The organism is Alistipes shahii WAL 8301, assembly GCF_025145845.1.
Taxonomy (GTDB): Bacteria; Bacteroidota; Bacteroidia; order Bacteroidales; family Rikenellaceae; genus Alistipes; species Alistipes shahii.
In genome coordinates, this window is record NZ_CP102253.1 from 688,026 (window position 1) to 707,420 (window position 19,395).

Below are 19,395 nucleotides of genomic sequence, written 5' to 3' on the forward strand. Positions count from 1 at the left end.
TTTTTTGAAAAAAGATCGGAACGGACTCCTGACAGCCCTGCGGGGCGCTATTTCACCACTGGGACGAGAGTATCAGGGTGATCAGCACGGCCGGGAGGTAATCCTTCAGTTCGGAGCGCATCAGGTTGAGCGCCCGGCGGATTTCGAAATTGACATGGCTGACGGAAATTCCCAGTTCGGCGGCGATCTCGCTGTATGTCATATTCCTGATCCGGCTTAACAGGAATACGCTGCGGGTCATTTTCGGCATCTTGCGGACTGCCTGTTTCAGGATGGCGCGAATTTCTTCGGAGAAGAGCAGATCGGGATCGCAGGCCGACAGCGAGCGCACGTCGGCCTGAAGCCGGCGCGTCAGCGTCGAATGCATGTCCTGTTCCGCCCTGCGGTGGCGGATCTGGGCGTTGAGATGGTTCAGGCAGCGGTTTTTGACCGAAGTGAGGATATAAGCCGGCACATTGATGTCCGCCGGCAGGGTTTCATGCATTTCCCAAAAGGTCATAAAACTGTCCGACACCAGGTCTTCGGCAGTCTCCCGATCGCGGACATAGCGGTATGCCAGGGCGATAAAACGGGGCTTGAATTCGAAAAATAACTTCCCGAATTCCGTGGAGGAGATGCTGTCTGTCTTGACGTCTGCCATTTGAAGTCCCGTCTGTCCGGTACACGAAAACACCGGCGAACCCGATTCAGGATTCGCCCATCAAAAATTCCCCCCCCCGATAAAAATCGGATTGGGAGTCATTGATAGTGTTGTATTTACCGAATCATTCAATTTCCGGATGCTTTTGTCGGACAGGAAACCGTCGGTGGTTCCTATCATCGACAAAGATAGCAATAAAAGTGATAATTGAGCTGTTTGCGGTGAAATAGTTTTCCGATACGGAGTGGCCGAAACGGCCCGGACGACAACAAAAACGGCCCCGGAACCGCTTTGCGAAAAGAGCGGACGGATGATTTCGCCTATATATATTATCGGTATAGGACGTCGGCCGGATTTCCGCCGCGCCCGGAACGCCGTCCGAGGAGATTCCCGACGACCGGACATGCCCGGTTTGCGGCGTCGGCAAGAGCAATTCCGAAGAGGTCGAGGAGCAGCCCGGAAAGCGAGGCGCAGCCCCGAAAAGGAGCGCCCCGCGGCATTTCGGAGAGCCGTTTCAAAAAAATCGGGGGGGGTATACAACCTTCGCCGATTTTTGCTATTTTTGTCCGTCGCGCACGGTGCGCGGTTAAGAATCAAATCAATACAATGATGAAAAAAATCCTATTCCTGATGGCTGCAACGGCCATGATGTGGGGGTGTGATGCAGTAAAGGCACAGACCCTCGAACCCGAATTCGAGGGAGAGGTCGTCGGCGTATTCCCCGACGGCTCGTCCAAGAAGCTCGAAAAACACAACGTGCGGATGCGAACGGGCGCCGGCGTCTACATCGCCGGATTCGCAGCCAGCAAATCCAAAACAAAAGTACTCGTGGAAGGCGGTTCGGCCAGCGTGCGGTTCGACGCAGCGCAACCGATCGCGCTCATCGTCCGCGCCAAGGACAATAAGGCCGACCCCATGTCCATCGTGCGCGTCTTCCGCATGAAGAGCACCAAGAAAAACCGGTCGGCGGTGATCTCGGCCGTCGGGTCGTTCTCGGTGAACTCCAACACGATGGACTACCTGCGGTTTTCGGCCGAGAAATACGGCGAAAGCTCCTACCGTCTGACCTTCGACGAACGCCCCGCAGGCGAATACGGCATCATCGTCTCGAACCCCAACAACGTGGACGAGAAGATGGTGATCGTCTCGGCGTTCGCCATCGACGGCGGAGCCGCGGCGAAAGAGTAAGCCGGAACCACACGGTTCCGATCAGTGCGGTGCAGAGCGATTCTGCACCGTTTTCGCTTATCGCGGAGCAGGTAAAGAGCCCGTGAGAATCGAAACGTCTTCGGTCAGTGCGGTGCAGATGTCGTGCATCGTGAAGAATCCCCGGATGGGTAGTCCTCAGCGGACGTCCCATTCGGGGATTCGAGGGATGTGCGGCAGGTGCACCGCAATCATCGAAAACTAATTGATGTTGGGCAGGAACGAATAATCCTTCGCGTAGCCGAGCATCTGTCCCACGTAGTCGGCCGGGTAGGAGATCTTCACGTCGACGATCCTGCCGTCCTTCTCCACCAGTTCGTATTCGGGATTGACGAAACCGCCGTAAGGCTCGATGTCGAGCGCATAGTAGCGGTCGCGGACCTCCTTGTGCAGCTCGGGATCGACCGTGACGGCATACTGCTCGACCAGCGTCTTGCCGGCTTCGTAGTCGCCCTCGGACTTGATGCGCTGCACCTCGCGGAGCATCTGGCCGAACAGGTCGCGCAGTTTGCCGAAGTCGTTGACCACGGCGTAGGTCTTGCCGTTCTCCTTCACCAGCTCGATCACCTTGTCGGCCTTGCCGCGCTCGTAGCACCACTCGCAGATCAGCTTGCGGTTGCGCATGTGCGACTCCTCGACGTTCTTGCCCGGCTCGATGCGCGCCAGCTGGGTCATCATGCCGTTGAGGATATACTTGGCATAACCCGCCTTGGCGACGTCGAGCGAGGGAATCAGCCCCAGTTCGACCAGCTTCGGATCACCCAGGTAGTAAAGCCCGAACAGGTCGGCGCGGGTCTCTTCGAGCGTCGAGCCGTAGCTCTTCAGCTCGCCGCCCTTGACACCCGGAGCCAGCTGGCCCGAGCCGTGCCCCAGGCACTCATGCAGGTCGGTGTGCAGGTCGTCGGCCAGCTTGCCGTACCGCTCCATCCGCTCGCGGTCCTCGGCGCGGAGCACGAACTCCTCGTTGAAACCGTTGCCGTGAGCAGCCATGTCGTAGGCATAGGTGATGTTGTCGATGGTGACCGACTTCGAGCCGTACTCCTTGCGAATCCAGTCGGCATTGGGCAGGTTGATGCCGATGGGCGTCGCGGGATAGCAGTCGCCGCCGAGCATCGCCACGGTGATGACCTTGGCCGAAACGCCCCTCACGACCGGCTTGCGGTAGGCCTCGGCCACGGGCGAATGATCCTCGAACCACTGGGCGTTGTCGGAGATCACCTCCGTGCGGTGGCAGGCCTCGGTGTCCATGAAGTTGACGTTGGCCTCCCACGAAGCCTTGCGGCCCAGCGGATCGCCGTAGTCCTCGATGAAGCCGTTGACGAAATCAACGTTCGAAACGGTGTCCTTCACCCAGCCGATGTTGTAGCGGTCGAACTCTTTCAGATCGCCCGTCTTGTAGTAGCTGACGAGCGCCGCGATGTTGGTCTTCTGCGGCTCTTTGGCCACGGCCTGCGCCTTTTCGAGCCAGTAGACGATCCACTCGATGGCCGGCGAATACATGCCGCCCAGCTTCCAGACACGCTCGCAGATGCGTCCCGCGTCATCCTTCGTCAGCTGCGAGTTCAGGCCGTAGGAGACCGGCTCGGGATTGCCCGCATCGGCGGCGGCCATGTCGGCGTAGAACGCCTCGGCCTCGGCCTGGCTCACGTTGTGGTAGTAGTTGCTCGACGAGGTGAGCAGCAGGTCGTCGCCGGCCTTCTGGTTGAGCTTCGTCGGATAGAGCGCCGGATCGAAGATCGCCCGGCAGACCTCGCCGCGCAGGGAGTTCAGGGAGCCGAACTTCTCCTCGGGGATGGTCTCGATCGCGTCGAGCAGGTAGCCTTCGGTGAATTCGGGCACGAACTTGTCGTTCGAGTAGTGGTGGTGGATGCCGTTGGCGAACCATACCTTCTTGAGATATTTCTCCAACGCCTTCCACTCGGCCGTCGTGCGGTCGCCCTTATAGTTCTCGTAAACCGTCTCCAGCGTGCGGCGCACGGGGAGGTTCACCGGGCAGTTCTGGTCGAAAAGAATGTCGCGGCCGCATTTGGCAGCCTCGGAGAGGTAATAGATCAGCTCCTTCTCTTCGAGCGGCAGGGCGTCGAAACCGGGAACTTCGTAACGGATGACCTTGATGTCGTCGAAACGGTCGACGATCCACGGCATATCGCCCTTGGGGCCACCGCCGCACGAGGTCAGTGCGGGAATGATGAGTGTCATAGATACAATAGTAAAAAGCTTTTTCATGCTCGTTCGAAATTAGTATTCCTACAAAAGTAATGCTTTTTCTGCGATTTTCCTTCTTTATGTCTGCGGGAATTTCTACCTTTGCCCCGCAACTCGTTTCAAGAAAGAGATGAAAGTATTTACAAGCGTCAAGGAACTTCGCGCCGAACTGGACCGGACGGAACAGTCGGGTATCGGCTTCGTACCCACGATGGGCGCCCTGCATGCGGGCCACCGCTCGCTCGTGGAGCGCGCCCGCAGGGAGAACGCCACGGTCGTCGTGAGCGTCTTCGTGAACCCCACGCAATTCAACGACAAGAACGACCTGCGGCACTACCCCCGCACCCCGGAGGCCGACCGGCGCCTGCTGGAAGAGGCCGGCGCGGATTTCGTGCTGATGCCTTCGGTCGAAGAGATATATCCCGAGGAAGACACCCGGATTTTCGATTTCGGGCAGATCGACAAGGTGATGGAGGGTGCGACGCGCCCCGGACACTTCAACGGTGTGGCGCAGGTCGTCAGCCGCCTGTTCGACATCGTGCGCCCGGCACGCGCCTACTTCGGGGAGAAGGATTTCCAGCAGATCGCCGTGATCAAGGCGATGACGGCCCAGTTGAAACTGCCGGTGGAGATCGTCGAATGCCCCATCGTCCGCGGAGAGGACGGACTGGCGCTCTCGTCGCGCAACACGCTGCTCGACGAGGCGCACCGCGCCGCAGCGCCGCACATCTACGCCACGCTGCGCGCAGCCGTGGAGAAATCGCACGAAATGACGCCCGCCGAACTGAAGGCATGGGTCACGGCAGAAGTGGAGCGCAACCCGCTGCTCAAGGTCATCTACTACCAGTCGGTCGACGCGCTGACGATGCAGGAGGTCGCCGCATGGAGCGACTCGGAGCATATCCAGGGCTGCATCGCCGTACAGGCCGGGGAGATCCGTTTAATTGATAATATCTGTATCCGATCATGAAATTCCAGATTGAAGTCATCAAATCGAAGATCCACCGCGTAACGGTCACGCAGGCCGACCTGAACTACGTGGGGAGCATCACCATCGACGAGGCGCTCATGGAAGCCGCCAATGTGATCGAAGGCGAGAAGGTCCAGATCATGGACATCAACAACGGAGAGCGTTTCGAGACCTACACGATCAAGGGAGAGCGCAACAGCGGCTGCGTGTGCCTGAACGGCGCCGCGGCACGCAAGGTGCAGGTGGGCGACGTGATCATCATCGCATCCTACGCGCTGATGGATTTCGAGGACGCCAAGCAGTTCCGCCCGTGGATCGTTTTCCCCGACACGGCGACCAACCGGCTCGTGAAATAACGCGCCCCGGCGCGGCGGCAGGCCGACCCGACACAAAATCTCCCCGAAAAGGGAGGTTTTTTCGTTTAATCCGTTATCTTTGCAGAAGATAACCCCTGCGGCGGCCGCGCGCCCCGGCCGGTCCGGACGAATCCGCCCGGCTCACCGGATAGTTCCGCCGCCGCAGGGCCAAGCACTTTTCGATGGACATAACCCTCTCCATAGCCGCCTTTGCGCTCTCGATACTGGGCATCATCGGCTGCATCGTACCGGCTCTGCCGGGCGTGGCGTTGAGCTACGCCGGACTTCTCTGCGCCTGGTTCACCTCCTACTCCCAGATGACCTCCGGGGCGATCTGGCTGTGGCTCGCCGTGACCGTCGCCGTGAGCGCCGCCGACTATTTCCTGCCCGCATGGATGACGCGGCGCTTCGGCGGATCGCGCTCGGGAGCCATCGGGGCCACGGCAGGCGTCTTCGCCGGGTTCTTCCTCTTTCCGCCCGTGGGGATCATCCTCGGCCCGTTCGCGGGCGCCGTGCTGGGCGAACTGCTCAACGACCGGAGCGACGTTCCGAAGGCTTTCCTCGTGGGATTCGGGTCGTTCCTCGCATTCGTCGTCGGCACGGGCGTCAAGCTGGCCGCCTCGGCAGGCATGCTGATCCATGTCGCGGCCGACACCTACCCCGCTCTCCGGGACTGGTTCGCAACCACTTTCTAAAACATATCGCATATGAAAAGGTTTCTACTACTAACGGCGGTCATCCTCGCGATGCTCGCTTCGTCTTGCAGCAAATACAAGTACGAGACGGTGTCGGGCGATCCGCTGAAAACCCGGATTTACACGCTTCCAAACGGCCTGAAGGTCTACATGAGCGTCATGAAGGAGCAGCCCCGCATCCAGACGGCCATCGCCGTGCGGGTCGGCGGCAAGAACGACCCCGCCGAGACGACCGGTCTGGCACACTACTTCGAACACCTGATGTTCAAGGGAACCGAAAAGTTCGGAACGTCCGACTACGCCGCCGAGAAACCCATGCTCGACGAGATCGAACGGCTCTTCGAGGTCTACCGCAAGACCACGGACGAAGCCGAGCGCGCGGCAATCTACCACCGCATCGACTCGATCAGCTACGAGGCTTCAAAGATCGCCATTCCCAACGAATACGACAAACTGATGGCCGCCATCGGCGCCAACGGGACCAACGCCTTCACGTCGCAGGACATGACCGTTTACGTCGAGGACATCCCTTCGAACCAGATCGACAACTGGGCTAAAATCCAGGCCGACCGATTCCTTAATCCCGTGATCCGTGGCTTCCACACCGAACTGGAGACCATCTACGAAGAGAAAAACATGTCGCTGACGCAGGACGGCCGCAAAATCTGGGAGGCGATGGACGCCGCGCTCTTCCCCAACCATCCCTACGGCACGCAGACCGTGCTGGGAACGCAGGAGAGCCTCAAGAACCCGTCGATCACCAACGTCAAGAACTACCACAAGACCTACTACGTGCCCAACAACATGGCCGTCTGCGTCTCGGGCGACTTCGATCCCGACCAGATGATCGCAACGATCGACAAGTACTTCGGCGACATGCAGCCCAACCCCGACCTGCCGAAACTGGAATTCAAGCCCGAAGAGCCGATCACCGCGCCCGTGGTGAAGGAGGTCTATGGTCCCGAGGCCGCGCGCGTCATGCTGGGATGGCGGCTGCCGGCCGCAACGGACCCCTCGAACGACGTGGCGGATATCGTAGGTTCGGTCCTCTACAACGGGCAGGCAGGCCTGATCGACCTCGACCTGAACCAGCAGCAGAAGGTGCTCTCGGCCTATGCCTATGCCTCGACGCAGCCCGACTACGGAATGTTCCTCATGGATGGCAATCCGAAAGCCGGGCAGTCGTTGGACGAGGTGCGCGACCTGCTGTTGGCCGAAGCAGCAAAGATTCGCGCCGGAGAGTTCGACGAAGGGTTGATCGAGGCTTCGATCAACAACTACAAGATGCAGCTGATGAACGAGTTCGACAAATACGACCAGCGCGCCATGTTCTACGTCTACTCGTTCATCTACGGCAAGGAGTGGGCCGACGACATCCGCCAACTGGAACGCATGGAAAAGATCACCAAGCAGGATGTGGTGGACTGGGCCAACAAATACCTCGGTCCCGAAAGTTACGCCATCGTCTACAAACGCGAAGGCAAGGACCCCGGTGAGCAGAAGATCGCAGCCCCGAAAATCACGCCCATCGCCACCAACCGCGACGCGCAGAGCGTATTCCTGACCGAAATCCAGAACACGGAGGTGAAACCCATCGAACCGGTGTTCGTGGATTACAAGAAGGACATGTCGCAGTTCGAGGCCCGCAAGGGAATCGACGTACTTTATAAGAAAAACGAGTCGAACGACATCTTCACACTGACCTATGTGTTCGACACGGGCACGGAGAACGATCCGGCGCTCAATCTGGCGTTCGACTACCTGGGCTACCTCGGTTCCGAGTCGCTGACGGCCGAGCAGATCGCCTCGAAGATGTACGGCATCGCCTGCTCGTTCTCGATGCAGGCCGGCCCCACCTCGTGCCGCATCTCGATTACGGGACTGGGAGAGAATATGGCCGAAGCCATGGAAATCGTCGAGGGACTGCTGAACAGGCCCAAGCCCGACGAGGCGATTCTCGCCAACCTCAAGGCCGACATGATCAAGAGCCGCGCCGACGCCAAACTCAACCAGAGCCGCTGCTTCGGCGCCCTGCGGACCTACGTGTTCTACGGTCCCGACTTCATCCGCCGCACGACGCTCACCAACCCGGCGCTCGAAGCGATGAGTTCCGAAATGTTGTTGGCGAAGATCGGCGAACTGATGGGCAAACAGCACGAAGTGCTCTACTACGGCCCGCAGTCGGAGAAGGAGGTGACGGAGGCGCTGGCCATGCACCACAAAACGTCTGCGGAGCTTCAGCCGCTCGACAAGAAGCACCTGCAACTGCTGCCCACGGACGAAAGCAAAGTGCTGATGGCCCAATACGACGCCAAGCAGCTCTACTACCTGCAATATGCGAACCTCGGCAAACAGTTCGACGTCGCGGCCGACCCCGAAATCACGCTCTACAACGAGTATTTCGGCGGCGGCATGAACTCGGTCGTCTTCCAGGAGATGCGCGAGGCACGCGGCCTGGCCTACTCGGCTTCGGCATACATCATGCAACCGAACTACGCCGACACGAAATACGGCTACATAGCTTTCATCGCCACGCAGAACGACAAGATGCAGATGGCGATCGAAGCTTTCGACGAGATCATCAACAACATGCCCGAATCGGAGACTGCGTTCAAAATCGCCAAAGAGGGACTGATCTCGCGCCTGCGCACCGACCGCACGGTGAAGGAACAGGTGCTGTGGAGTTTCATCAGACTGCGCAACCTGGGCCTTGAGGAGGACCGCGACAAGCAGATTTTCGAAAAGGTGCAGGCGATGACGCTCGCCGACGTGAAGGCCGCGCAGGAGAAGTGGGTCAAGAACCGCAAATACGTCTACGGCATCCTGGGCGACATCCAGGATCTCGACCTCAACTACCTCAAGACGCTCGGTCCGATCCGGACCGTCTCGCAGGAGGAGATATTCGGGTATTAAACCGGCAAAAGATGTTCCAAAAAGCCCTTTCCTTTCGGAAAGGGCTTTTTTCAGGCAGTCCGGACAAAGAGGAGGCGCAGCGCGCTCCCCTTCCGGAATCAGAGATAAGTCGTAACGCCGTCCCCGCTTTCGATGTCGGCGAGCGATCCCGAAGCATCGGCGGCCAGCTTCCGGCAGACAGCCGAACGGCCGCGATAGTAACCGCCCTGCGTAAAACTGCCGCCGAAGAAAACGAACTCCCCGGCATCGTTGCCGCCGTCGGGAAAGAGGAACGTATTGGTTCCCTGCCCGAAGAAGGGCTGACCGACGCCCGACAGGAGGTTCTTCGTGCTGTAAAGATCGTTGTCGGGAATCCGGTAGCCGTAACCGGCCGGGTTGTAGACGTCCGTGGTAATGGTGGCGCCGTAGAAGACCGCGTCGCACGGGACACTCTTTTCGTCGACCTCCGTACCCTTGAAAACAGCGATGCCGTCGGCGATATTTTTATTGCCGTTGCTGTTGTAGTTGTGAAGGAATCCGGTGGTCTTGTCGCCGATGCCGTCGGCCCCGGCCTGCGTATTGTAGTCGACACTGCAAATCCAGTTGGCTCCGCTGATGTCCGCACTCGAATTGCCGTTGAGCCGCTTGTTGACACCGCCGACATAGAAAAATGTGCCCTTGGCCGCACGGCCCGAGGTGAGGTTGAACTTGTAGGTAACGTAACTGCCCTGCACCCAGCCCTTGGCGTTGACCTTGTTGTTGCGGCAGGCGATAACGCAGTAGGGCGTCTGCGCAAAGTCGATCTCCTCGAGGGCCATGAACTGAATGTATTCGTTGTTCGTGTCGCTACCCTTGGCGTCGGCCAGCATGCCCGTAATGACGATGGCGCTGCGGAACTCCTTGGCCAAAGGCTCGACCGTCATAATGATGGGCGCCTCATCGCCGGAATCCAGGCGGAACGAATGGAAACAGTCGCTGGCCGTACCGGGGAAGTAGCTGAACGCAGCGCGGTACTCCCCCCGGGTGCTTCCCTTGAAATGGATGCAGCCGTTCTCGTCGGTGGTGTGCCGGTGGGAGTAGAGTTCTCCGTCGTCGCCGATGAAGTTGAGCGTGAGCGGCTCGTTGGCACGCGGGGCGTCGGTCTTGGCGTCCATCACCTGAAGCGTGCGCGGCAGGAACCAGGCGCCGTCGTTGTCGTCGTCGCTGCACGAACCTGCCAGCAGGCAGGCCGTGAGCAGCAACAGGATATTCTGGAATTTCATGGAATCGTCATTTACTTGTTATACTTGATAGATACGTGGCCCAGCCGGTTCGTGGCGTTGGGCACGACCGACGACTTGCCGTCGGTTCCGGTCAGGCTGGCGCAGCGCAGACGAATGCTGACCGACGCCTTGTCCTGCAAAGCGGCGGGCAGGGCGAAGTCGAAGACCTTGAAGCCGGGCATGTAATGAGGCAGCGCATTTTTCGAGTCGCACTGGCCGATGACGGTATAGCTGCCGCCCGGAACGGCCGTCCACGACGTACCGTCGGTCGAATATTCGACTACGAAATCGCGCGGTCCGGTAGCCAGCAGCGAATTGGTCTCGATCTGCAACGACAGCTGCGAACGGATTCCCGAGGTCGAGACGTTGCTGATAAGCCAGTAGGTGTCCGTATCCCACAGCGCCGAATACATACCGCCGCCCTTGACCGTATTGGCCGTACCCTGACCGTTCGAGTCGACGTCGCCGCGCGGCTTGTTGCCGAAATAAATGCGGCCGCTGCCGGCGAGGAAGGCGTTGTAGAAACCGTCGGCATTGCTCTTGTAGAGCGAGGCGGACGCCGGGCCGGTCGTCGGGGCGACGTGGGTCACGCCCTCCTTGAATCCGGCGGGTTTGACACAGGTCCACTCGACGAGCACCTTGCTGAAGCTGTTCTCGCGCGAAGGGTCGAGGGCGATCTCCGCCTGGGTGAGGTGACGGATCTGGAAAGCGCCCATCTCCCCGAAATTGGAGTTGTACTCGCGGGTCAGGATGCCCGTGACGGTTCCCGAACCCATCGGCAGCGAATGACGGCGGTAATCCACGCCGAAATTGGTCAACATGTACAGATGGTCGCCGTTGATATCGCGCAGGCACGTGCCGTAGTACTTGGTGAGATTCTTGCCGTAGACATTGACGCCGCCGCCGGATACATAGTACTCGTCGTAGTTGACAAGACCGCCGTAAGGCATCGCGATCTCCACGTCGCGCAGCCGGACCAGCGAGAAAAGCATCTCGTCGGTCAGATCGCGGATGTAAACCTCGCGGGGCTGTACGGGCGAACCGGCCTCTTTCTGCATGATATGTTCGGCGGCGATACCCGTGAAAACTTTATAGGTGAACGTCCCTTCGGCAACCTCCTTCACGGTGCTGCCCAGCAGCCAGAGCCGGACACGGTCGTTGCGGGCGACGCCCAGGTCGATCGTCGACTCGAAGAGCAGCGCACGGCCTTCGGCGTCCTGAATCGAATAACGCCGATTCGGGAAGTTGGCATTGCGTCCGTCGAGCACGATCTGTCCCGTGACGTAGACGTTTTCCTCCACGTCGCCGGTCCCGAGGGCTGCCGCAAAGGCGAAGTCCTTTTCCGTGGCGGCAGAGGGATTCATGCTGAAAGACTGGGTGATACGTACGGCCGCTTCGGTCGTGCGGCCGAACTCATCCTGATAGAGGAGCGAAATCACCGCGATGCGCCGTTCAGACGAGCCGTTCTCCCCGGCGTCGAATGCGAGTTTTCCGTCGGCGAGGGTCAGGTTTTCGATCCATGCCCCGCCTTCCTCGTCCCCGTAGCTGACCGAGAGGTCGATGCCCGAATCGACGGACGTTTCAACGGCGATTTCGTGGTGTGCTGCCGTGGCGGAAATCGGCAGGGCTTCGGTTTCGAGACGGATATACGACTCGACGGGCATTTGCGAAAGGATGAACGAGTCGCTGGCGTCGCCCGAGAGCGTCGTGGCCGTAATGACGGCCGTACGCTTCTCGGTCATCGAGGTATTCTCCGAGTAGGTGATGATCACCGAGGCGCTTTTGGCGCCCTTCGTCAGGTTGAGTGTGAACCAGTCCGCGTCGCTGTGGAGTTTCCACGACGTGTCCGAACGCAGGATGAAAGAGGCGGTGCTGCTCTCGGGGCCGATGACGACCTCGGGCTTGTCGAAATGCAGCGTGGAGGTCTCGTCGTCGTCCGAACAGCCGCAGAAGAGCGCCGCGGCGCTCAACACGACCGCCGTACGGGCGATAAACCGCTTGATGAAGTATGTGTTCATTGTTCAGTTTCTTTTAGGCATGGATATACGTTATTTGGCAAAGGACCACTCGATGACCACCGGAAAATGGTCCGAAGGGTACTTCTGCGAATACGAGGTGTTGACAATCGCCCACGACTGCACCTTCGTCCGGCCCTTGGTCACGAAAATATGGTCGATGCGCGAAGCCTTGGCCGGAGGTGTGGAGATATACTTGTAACCGTTGTAGGAGGGCCAGTCGGCGTTGACCTTATCGGTCGTACGGGCATAGCTGTCCACCAGCGTCCCGGAGGTAACGATCGTGTTGTAGACGTTGGTCTGCTGGTTCGAGTTGAAGTCACCGGTGCAGAAGGCCGGGGTCTTTCCGGCGATCTCCGCGACCTTCTCGATCAGCAGCTTGGCGCTCTCGGCCCGGGCGACGGTTCCGATATGGTCGAAATGCGAGTTGAAGTGGAAGAACTCCTTGCCCGTGGCCTTCACGCGGAAATGCGCCCAATTGCACATGCGCGGGGAATAGGAGTCGGAGAATTTCGTATTGGGAACGTTGGGCGTCTCCGAATACCAGAACGAACCGCTTTCGAGCACTTCGAATTTGTCGGTCTTGTAGAATATCGGATTGAAATGACGGCGCTCCACATTGTCTTCGCCCGTCACGCTCGTGCCGATCCAGGTGTATCCGGGAAGGGCGGCGGCCATATCCTCGATCTGGAACTTGTAGGGTTCCTGCGCACCGAAGATGTCGAAATCCTCGGCTTCGAGCAGCCGGCAGACGATCTCCTTGCGGTTCTCCCAGCGTCCGGCCTCCTCGTTGCGGTTGTCGTACTGGATGTTGTAGCTCGCCACGCGGATGGGTTCGAGCCATTCCAGCTGTGTGCCGCCGTTGCCGCCGCCGTCGTCGTCCGAACTGCACGAGAGGGCCGAGGAGCTGAACAGCAGAAGTCCGCAAAAAAGGGTCGATTTCAGAAGTCGGTTCGTAATATGGAAAGTATTCATGGTGTTTTGCTTTTATCAGTTTTTATATCGGAACGGGAACGGAGCGGGGTTGAAGAGCGGATCGGAACCCTGCAACAGCCACATCCGTGAATTGCGGTCGTCGCCCTTGTCCAGACGCTTGATCGCCTCGGAAACCTGCGCATTGTTGTTGTCGATCTCCGACTGCGGATAGCGGTAGCGCAGAGGCAGGTAGCCGTCGTTGTAAATCTGGTCGGTGTTGTGCGTCAGGTAGGCCGAGAAATCGGGATAGCCCGTACGGCGCAGTTCGAAATAGGCCTCGTTGCCGCCCTGCATGAAGAAATTGAGGTATTTTTCCGTGATGATCTTACCCAGTTTTTCGGTGTCGCTGCCCTTGAACTGCACCTTTTCGTGCCCCAGGTAGGCCCGGGTGTCGGCAGAACTCACCCCCAGGAACTCATGCGCAGCGCGGATGCCGTTCAGGTAATGGGTCTCCGGATCGTCGTCGGTCCAGCCCCGCAGGGCGGCTTCGGCGAGGATGAATTCCTGCTCGGGATAGCCGATGTTCATGGCCGAAGGACCGACCGGCTCCAGATACCATTTCGACTTCAGGCGCGACTGCGACCCGTCTTCCATGTCGGTATTGTTGTTGTCGCCCGTAGCGCCGGGATTGGGAATGACGCCCTTGTAATTCGCAAGGTCCGTGGGATCGGCATTCTTGCCGTCCAGCTTGATCATCATTTCGGCCAGTTTCGGCAGGCGCATGTCCCCGCGCTCCCGCATCCAGTCGACGACGAACTTGGAGATCCGGTACGACGAAACGAAATTGTTGTCGTTGTAATACTTGTAATTCTCCATATTGCCCTTTTCGTCGCGGATGGCGCTGTCGGACAACGCCCCCATGATCGGGTTGCCCTCCGGATCGCCGACGATGCCGGCGAACAGTTCGCCGACACGCTCCCCGGCGATGGTCTGCTTCATCGAGCAGTTGATCAGGATGCGCAGGCGGTAAAGATTGATCAGCTGACGCCACTTGCGAATGTCGCCGCCGAAGATCACATCGCCGTCGATTTTGGTATTGTCGTAGTCCCCCAGAGCCTCGTTGGCCGCTGCAAGCTCCCGCAGCAACCCGGCCACGATCTCCTCCTGGGGATCGTATTTGGGCGAAAAGTTCGGATCGTCGAAGCGTCCCTGCGCAGCCTCGGTGTAAGGCACGTCGCCGAACAGTCGGGTGGTGTCGAAAATCCAGCTGGCACGGAAATATGCCGCAAGGTGGATGTAACGGGGATCGTTGAGGCGTTCGGCTTCGCGGACCATGTCGTAGCACCAGGTCACACGGCGGTATTCGCTGATGAAATTGCGGCGCTGGAAGTTGAAATGGCCGCCGCCACCGCGCTGATCCCACTGCCAGGCCAGCCGGTAGGGCTGCACACCGTAGTATTCGATGCCGAAAGTCGTGATGCAGAGCTGTGTGAGGATGGTTTTCGGATGCACCTGCGTCGGCTTGTTCACGTCCTGGCTCACCTCGTCCATGGTCAGGTCGCAGGAAACGAACACCAACGGCAGGACGAAAAATATCGAGAGAAAGCGTTTCATATTCATATCCGTATTAGAGTTTGAGGGTAAGATTGAAGCCGATCATGCGTTCGGTCGGATAGGAGAAATTCTTGTAAGCCGCATCGGGGTCTTCGTTGTCGAGCTTCTTCCAGATGAGCAGGTTGGTGCCGATAACGGAGAGTTCGAGCCCCTTGAAAATCCGGCTGCCGGAGAGCAAATCCGAAAAATCGTAGCCGACGGACATCGTGCGGAGTTTGATGAAATCGCCCTTGAAAAGGTTGTAACCCATCGTGTAGGGACCGTTGAGCTTACCCATGTAGCCGATCCAGCTTTTGAAATAGACGGGCGTAGTCGAAGGGGCGTAGCCGCGCGTATCGTAGAGCACGTTGCCGTGATCGTCATACTCGATGTCGCCGTCGACCACCACCACGGCGTTCGAAGGGATGTACGACGGAGTTTTCGTCCAGTCCAGCTCCCGCTCGGGAGCGGCCGTGAGCTTGTGGGTTCCGGCTTCGATCATACGGGCGTTGAGGTCTGAACGGATGACACCGCCGACACGGCCCGCGATGTCGAACGACAGGCTCCAGTTGCGGTAACGCAGCGTCGACGAGATGCCGAACTCCCAATCGGCGCCGGCATAGCCGATCACACGCTTGAAGGGGTCTTCGATGGGACGCCCGTTGTTCTCGAAAACGATGAAATTGCCCTGCGGATCACGCTGCCAGACACTCTCGTAGAGCGCATCGGCACGGTCGCCCACCTTGAGGTTGTTGTAGTTATAGGCCCCGTTGTAAATCTTGTCGAGGTACTTACGGGTCTGGAACCAGTTGAAGCTGATGTCCCATTTCCAATCCTTGGTTTTGATCGGCGTGGCCCCGACCATCAGTTCGTATCCTTCACGGCGGTAGTCGTTGCCGTTGGTGAGCATCTCCTCGTAGCCGCTCGACTGGTTGATGTCGACCTTCTGGATCTGGCCCTCGTCGTAGGTGCGGTAATAGCTGAAGTCGAAACGCAGGCGGCTGCCGAAAAAGCGCAGGTCCGTGCCGACCTCGAACGAACTCGTGAAATAGGGTTTGATATTGGGATCGATGATCGTGGTCGGAGGCGTGAACGCGGCATTGCCGTCCCAGTAGGTATTGAACGAATAGGTGTCCTGCAACATGTAGACGGTCGACTGGTCGAACCCGACCTTGGCCCACGAGGCGCGGACTTTCCAGAAGGAAACAGCCTTCGGAAGCTTGACCGCCTCGGTGATCAGTGCGCTGAACGCCACCGACGGATAGAAAAAGGAGCGGTTGTTCTTGTTGAGCGTCGACGACCAGTCGTTGCGGCCGGTGAACGAAAGGTAGAATGCATCGCGGTAACCCAGCGTGACGGACCCGTAAGCGCCGGCCATGCGGCGGCGTTCGATCTTCGAAGTGGTCGACGGGGTGTTCTGCGAGTTGGAAAGGTTGTAGAGATCGGGCTGCTGGAGTCCGCCCTCGGTCGTCGAAAAGAGGTAATTGCGCTGGTAGTTGAAGAGCGAAACACCCAGCATGGCGTCGAGGTCGAACTCCCCGAACCGTTTCTTGTACGAGAGCATGGCGTCGAGGTTGACGTCGACGCGGCGGTCGCTGCCGACCGAATAGAGACCGCGGTCGTTGCCCACCCAGGCGTAAGGTTTGCACTCCTCCTGGTTCTGGTGTTTGGAGTCGGTGGCGGCCTTGACCATGAAATTGAGGTCGTCGGTGATGTCGTAGTCCAGCGACGCCGAAGCGATCAGTTCGGGTTCGCTGTAAGGACGCGTGTACTCCTCGGCCACAAACCAGGGATTGTTGAACCACACGTGGTTCCAGTTACGCTGGGCGTAGCCTTCCTGCCCCTCCTCCCAGTAATTGCGCAGATCGCGGATGTCGTTGTTGGCGCCCATATACACCAGAATGTTGTAATACGGATGCGAATTGCCGTAACCGGACCAGGGACGGTTTTTGGAATAGGTATAGTTGTAGATCATGCTGGCATTGATATGCAGCTTCCTGGTGATGTTGTAGTTGGCCGCCATATTGACGCCGAAGCGCTTGAGATCGGTGTTGGGAGTCTGCCCCCGGCGGTAGAGCTGGTTGAGGCTGATGCGGAACGACCCCTCCTTGAATTTATGGGAGATGCTGACGTTGTTGCTCGTGGTGAGGCCCTGTTGCAGAAAATTGCGGAAATTGTCCTTGTGGGAGACGAAAGGCGTCGGAATCCGCTTCCCCGTCTTGGGGTCGATCGGGCTGTTGTACTGTACGGTCTCGAAATAACCGCTCGGCGTGGTGGGGTCCTTCTGGTCGAGTTTCGGGCCCCAGGTCCACAGACCGTCGTATACGCCGCCGCCCTTGCCGTCGAGGTAGGAATACTGGCCGAAATCGCCCGTACCGTAGATGCTCTGCTGCTCGGGCAGGGTGAGGTACCCGGCGGTGAACATCGTCGAGGAGTTGAGCGTGATCTCGGTCTTCTCGCCGATGTCGTCGCCTGTCTTGGTAGTAATCAGGATCGCACCGTTGGCGCCGCGCGAACCGTAAAGCACGGCCGCCTGCGGACCTTTCAGGACCGTGATCGATTCGATGTCGTCCGACGAAACGCCGCGGTAATAGGTCACGGGCGTTCCGTTGATGACGTAGATCGGGGTCTCGCCACGCAGCTTGATCGGAGGATCTTCCAGAATGCCGGCGCGGGTATTGACCGTAAGTCCGGCAACCTTGCCGTTCAGGGCGTTGATCGGATTATCGGTCTTCACCTTGTCGAAAGCGTCGGAGTTGACCTGCTGGAGCGAATATCCCAGGCTCTTCTCGGCTTTCTTGATGCCGAGGGCCGTGACCACGACCGTTTCCAGCGAAATGTCCGACGGTTCGAGACGGATGTCCACACGGGTCTGCACGCCGACATGCGTCCGCTGGGTCTTGTAGCCGATATAACTGAACGAAACGGACGCCCCGACCGGGACGCTGATGCGGTAGTTGCCGTCGGCATCGGTGACGCATCCGTTGGTGGTTCCCTCCTGGATGACCGTGACGCCGACGAACGGCATGCCCTTTTCATCGGTAACACGCCCCGTCAGGGCCACCGGCCGGGAATCGGTTCCGGGTGTTCCGGCAGACCGCGCTGCGGACTGTCCGATGATGACATGGCGGCCCTTGACGGTATAGGTCAGCGAAGTGCGCGCCAATGCCAGATCCATCACCTCCTGGATCGAGGCGTCGGCGACCTTCACCGAAACACGGATGTCCGCCACATCCTGGTCCTTGTAATTGAACAGATAGTCGCTGGAGGCTTCTACCTGACGGAAAAGCTGCACGAGCGTCACCTCCTGTCGGGTATCCACGGTGATTTTCCGTTCCTGGGCGTGAACGACCGTCGTGCCCAGCAACAGCATGCACACGACCGCACGGCGCAGGACGGTGCGCAAGCAGCGTGTCTTCTGAAAAAATGCGTTGGTAAAGTTTGGTTTCATTGTTTCCGGGTTGGAAGTTTAAAGGTATTGGTACGTTGCCGCGATCGGGGCATCGGACCGAAGCAGAACGGCATCCGTTCGGGCGGAAGCCGCAAAAATCGGAAAGGCGAAGACAGGGATCTTGTCAGTTCATAGGCATCGGAAAATTTAGGAGTTCGGTATTATCGGGTTGGATTTTCAGCGTTTGGTAACGAAATAGACATTGTCGAGTTTGCTCCACTCCATGCCGGTCTGGCGGCTCACGATGTCGAGCGCCTGCTCGACGGACAGCCGTGTTTCGAGCGCACCTGAAAAGCGGGTCCGGCCGACGTCTCCCGCATCGGTGATGATGCGGACGTCGTAACGCGCGGAGAGTTGTTCGAGGAGCTCCTCCAGAGTGAGCGATTTGTAGCGGAACAGATTGTCCTTCCAGGCGGTCGTGATCTCGGGATCGAATTCGCTGACGGTGATTTCGCCGCTCCCGACATGATAAACGGCCCGGCGCGAAGGCGTCAACCGCAGATTCTGATTTCCGGCGCGGAACGCGACCGACCCTTCGACCAGCGAAGCGCTGACAATGCCCTCTTCAGTCCGGTTGCTGGCATCGAAAGTCGTGCCCAGCACGGAGACCTGCACATCGCCCATCTCGACAACGAATCGTTTGTCCGGCATCTTCTCGACTTCGAAAAAGCCCTTGCCGACAAGCCGCACGTTCCGCTCGTCCCTGCCGAAATCACCGTCGTACTCCAAACGGCTCTCCTTATCGAGGGTAATGCGGCTGCCATCGGGCAGCTCGAACGACGAAATGCTGCTGCCCGTGATGAAGGCGAACCTTTCGGCAGCACGGGGACCGGACAGCGCCCATCCGCAGAACAGTCCCACGGCCAGCATGGCGGCCATCGACGCATAACGCCCCATACGAGTGGCGAGCAGGCGCAGCATGCCGCTCCTGCGCGATTCGGAGCCGGCAGCGATCCGCCGCTGCAATTTCCGGAACTCCCGCTCCGGGTCAATGCTGCGGGTCGTCGTCACGCGGGCGTTCCAATAGCTCCTGATCCGAGCGTATTCCTCTTCATGCGCGGGATCGGCGGCCCGCCAGGCGGCGAGGGCTTCGCGTTCACCGGCCGGGCAAACCTCCGTGAGATCACGGACAAGCCGGGCGTTGAGTTCCTTTTCCGAAAGGGTGCGTATGTCTGTTTTTGATTTCATGTCTTAT

Annotated in this window: 14 protein-coding genes; 6 read left to right on the top strand and 8 right to left on the bottom strand. The window is 59.0% G+C overall.

All coding sequences use genetic code 11. The features are described 5' to 3' along the window. Positions 1-52: 52 nt before the first annotated feature. Positions 53-640, bottom strand: a complete 588-nt coding sequence (locus NQ492_RS03010; protein WP_015547855.1) for an RNA polymerase sigma-70 factor — start codon at positions 638-640, stop codon at positions 53-55. A gap of 353 nt (positions 641-993) precedes the next feature. On the opposite strand from NQ492_RS03010, the gene NQ492_RS16250 reads away from it, so the two are divergent. Both NQ492_RS16250 and NQ492_RS03020 read left to right on the top strand, forming a co-directional pair. Further along, positions 994-1,230 carry a rubredoxin gene (locus tag NQ492_RS16250; protein ID WP_083810299.1) on the top strand — a complete coding sequence of 79 codons (237 nt, stop codon included), beginning with the start codon at positions 994-996 and terminating at the stop codon, positions 1,228-1,230. Between the two features lie 19 nt (positions 1,231-1,249). Continuing rightward, a complete protein-coding gene (locus NQ492_RS03020) occupies positions 1,250-1,828 on the top strand; it encodes a hypothetical protein (protein WP_231839935.1) in 579 nt (192 codons plus the stop codon). 219 nt (positions 1,829-2,047) lie between these two features. Here the strand turns inward: NQ492_RS03020 and NQ492_RS03025 are convergent, their stop codons facing one another. Next, a complete protein-coding gene (locus NQ492_RS03025; RefSeq protein WP_407651300.1) occupies positions 2,048-4,072 on the bottom strand; it encodes a dipeptidyl-peptidase 3 family protein in 2,025 nt (674 codons plus the stop codon). A 109-nt stretch (positions 4,073-4,181) separates the two neighbouring features. Here NQ492_RS03025 and panC point away from each other — a divergent pair, with 109 nt between their 5' ends. From panC to NQ492_RS03045, 4 genes are all read left to right on the top strand, one after another. Further along, positions 4,182-5,021, top strand: a complete 840-nt coding sequence (gene panC / locus NQ492_RS03030) for a pantoate--beta-alanine ligase (RefSeq protein WP_015547858.1) — start codon at positions 4,182-4,184, stop codon at positions 5,019-5,021. After that, a complete protein-coding gene (panD, locus tag NQ492_RS03035; protein WP_015547859.1) occupies positions 5,018-5,377 on the top strand; it encodes an aspartate 1-decarboxylase in 360 nt (119 codons plus the stop codon). Before panC ends, panD begins: the two co-directional genes overlap by 4 nt. A 182-nt stretch (positions 5,378-5,559) precedes the next feature. Continuing rightward, positions 5,560-6,072: a DUF456 domain-containing protein gene (locus tag NQ492_RS03040; RefSeq protein WP_015547860.1), complete on the top strand. Its 513-nt coding sequence runs from the start codon at positions 5,560-5,562 to the stop codon at positions 6,070-6,072. A gap of 12 nt (positions 6,073-6,084) precedes the next feature. Beyond that, the gene (locus NQ492_RS03045; protein WP_044054585.1) at positions 6,085-8,985 is read left to right on the top strand and encodes a M16 family metallopeptidase; all 2,901 of its coding nucleotides are present in this window, start codon (positions 6,085-6,087) and stop codon (positions 8,983-8,985) included. A 98-nt stretch (positions 8,986-9,083) separates the two neighbouring features. Here the strand turns inward: NQ492_RS03045 and NQ492_RS03050 are convergent, their stop codons facing one another. The 6 genes from NQ492_RS03050 to NQ492_RS03075 all read right to left on the bottom strand — a co-directional run bounded on the left by NQ492_RS03050 (position 9,084) and on the right by NQ492_RS03075 (position 19,388). Next, positions 9,084-10,226: a hypothetical protein gene (locus tag NQ492_RS03050; RefSeq protein ID WP_015547862.1), complete on the bottom strand. Its 1,143-nt coding sequence runs from the start codon at positions 10,224-10,226 to the stop codon at positions 9,084-9,086. Positions 10,227-10,237: 11 nt separating this feature from the next. Continuing rightward, complete coding sequence (locus NQ492_RS03055; RefSeq protein ID WP_015547863.1) at positions 10,238-12,244, bottom strand: DUF5689 domain-containing protein; 2,007 nt, start codon at positions 12,242-12,244, stop codon at positions 10,238-10,240. A 30-nt stretch (positions 12,245-12,274) separates the two neighbouring features. After that, positions 12,275-13,216: an endonuclease/exonuclease/phosphatase family protein gene (locus NQ492_RS03060; RefSeq protein ID WP_015547864.1), complete on the bottom strand. Its 942-nt coding sequence runs from the start codon at positions 13,214-13,216 to the stop codon at positions 12,275-12,277. A gap of 15 nt (positions 13,217-13,231) precedes the next feature. Continuing rightward, positions 13,232-14,770, bottom strand: a complete 1,539-nt coding sequence (locus NQ492_RS03065; protein WP_172633823.1) for a SusD/RagB family nutrient-binding outer membrane lipoprotein — start codon at positions 14,768-14,770, stop codon at positions 13,232-13,234. A 13-nt stretch (positions 14,771-14,783) separates the two neighbouring features. Next, positions 14,784-18,200, bottom strand: coding sequence for a SusC/RagA family TonB-linked outer membrane protein (locus NQ492_RS03070; RefSeq protein WP_083810259.1), 3,417 nt, complete (start codon positions 18,198-18,200; stop codon positions 14,784-14,786). A 177-nt stretch (positions 18,201-18,377) separates the two neighbouring features. Further along, complete coding sequence (locus tag NQ492_RS03075; protein WP_015547866.1) at positions 18,378-19,388, bottom strand: FecR family protein; 1,011 nt, start codon at positions 19,386-19,388, stop codon at positions 18,378-18,380. Positions 19,389-19,395: the final 7 nt, after the last annotated feature.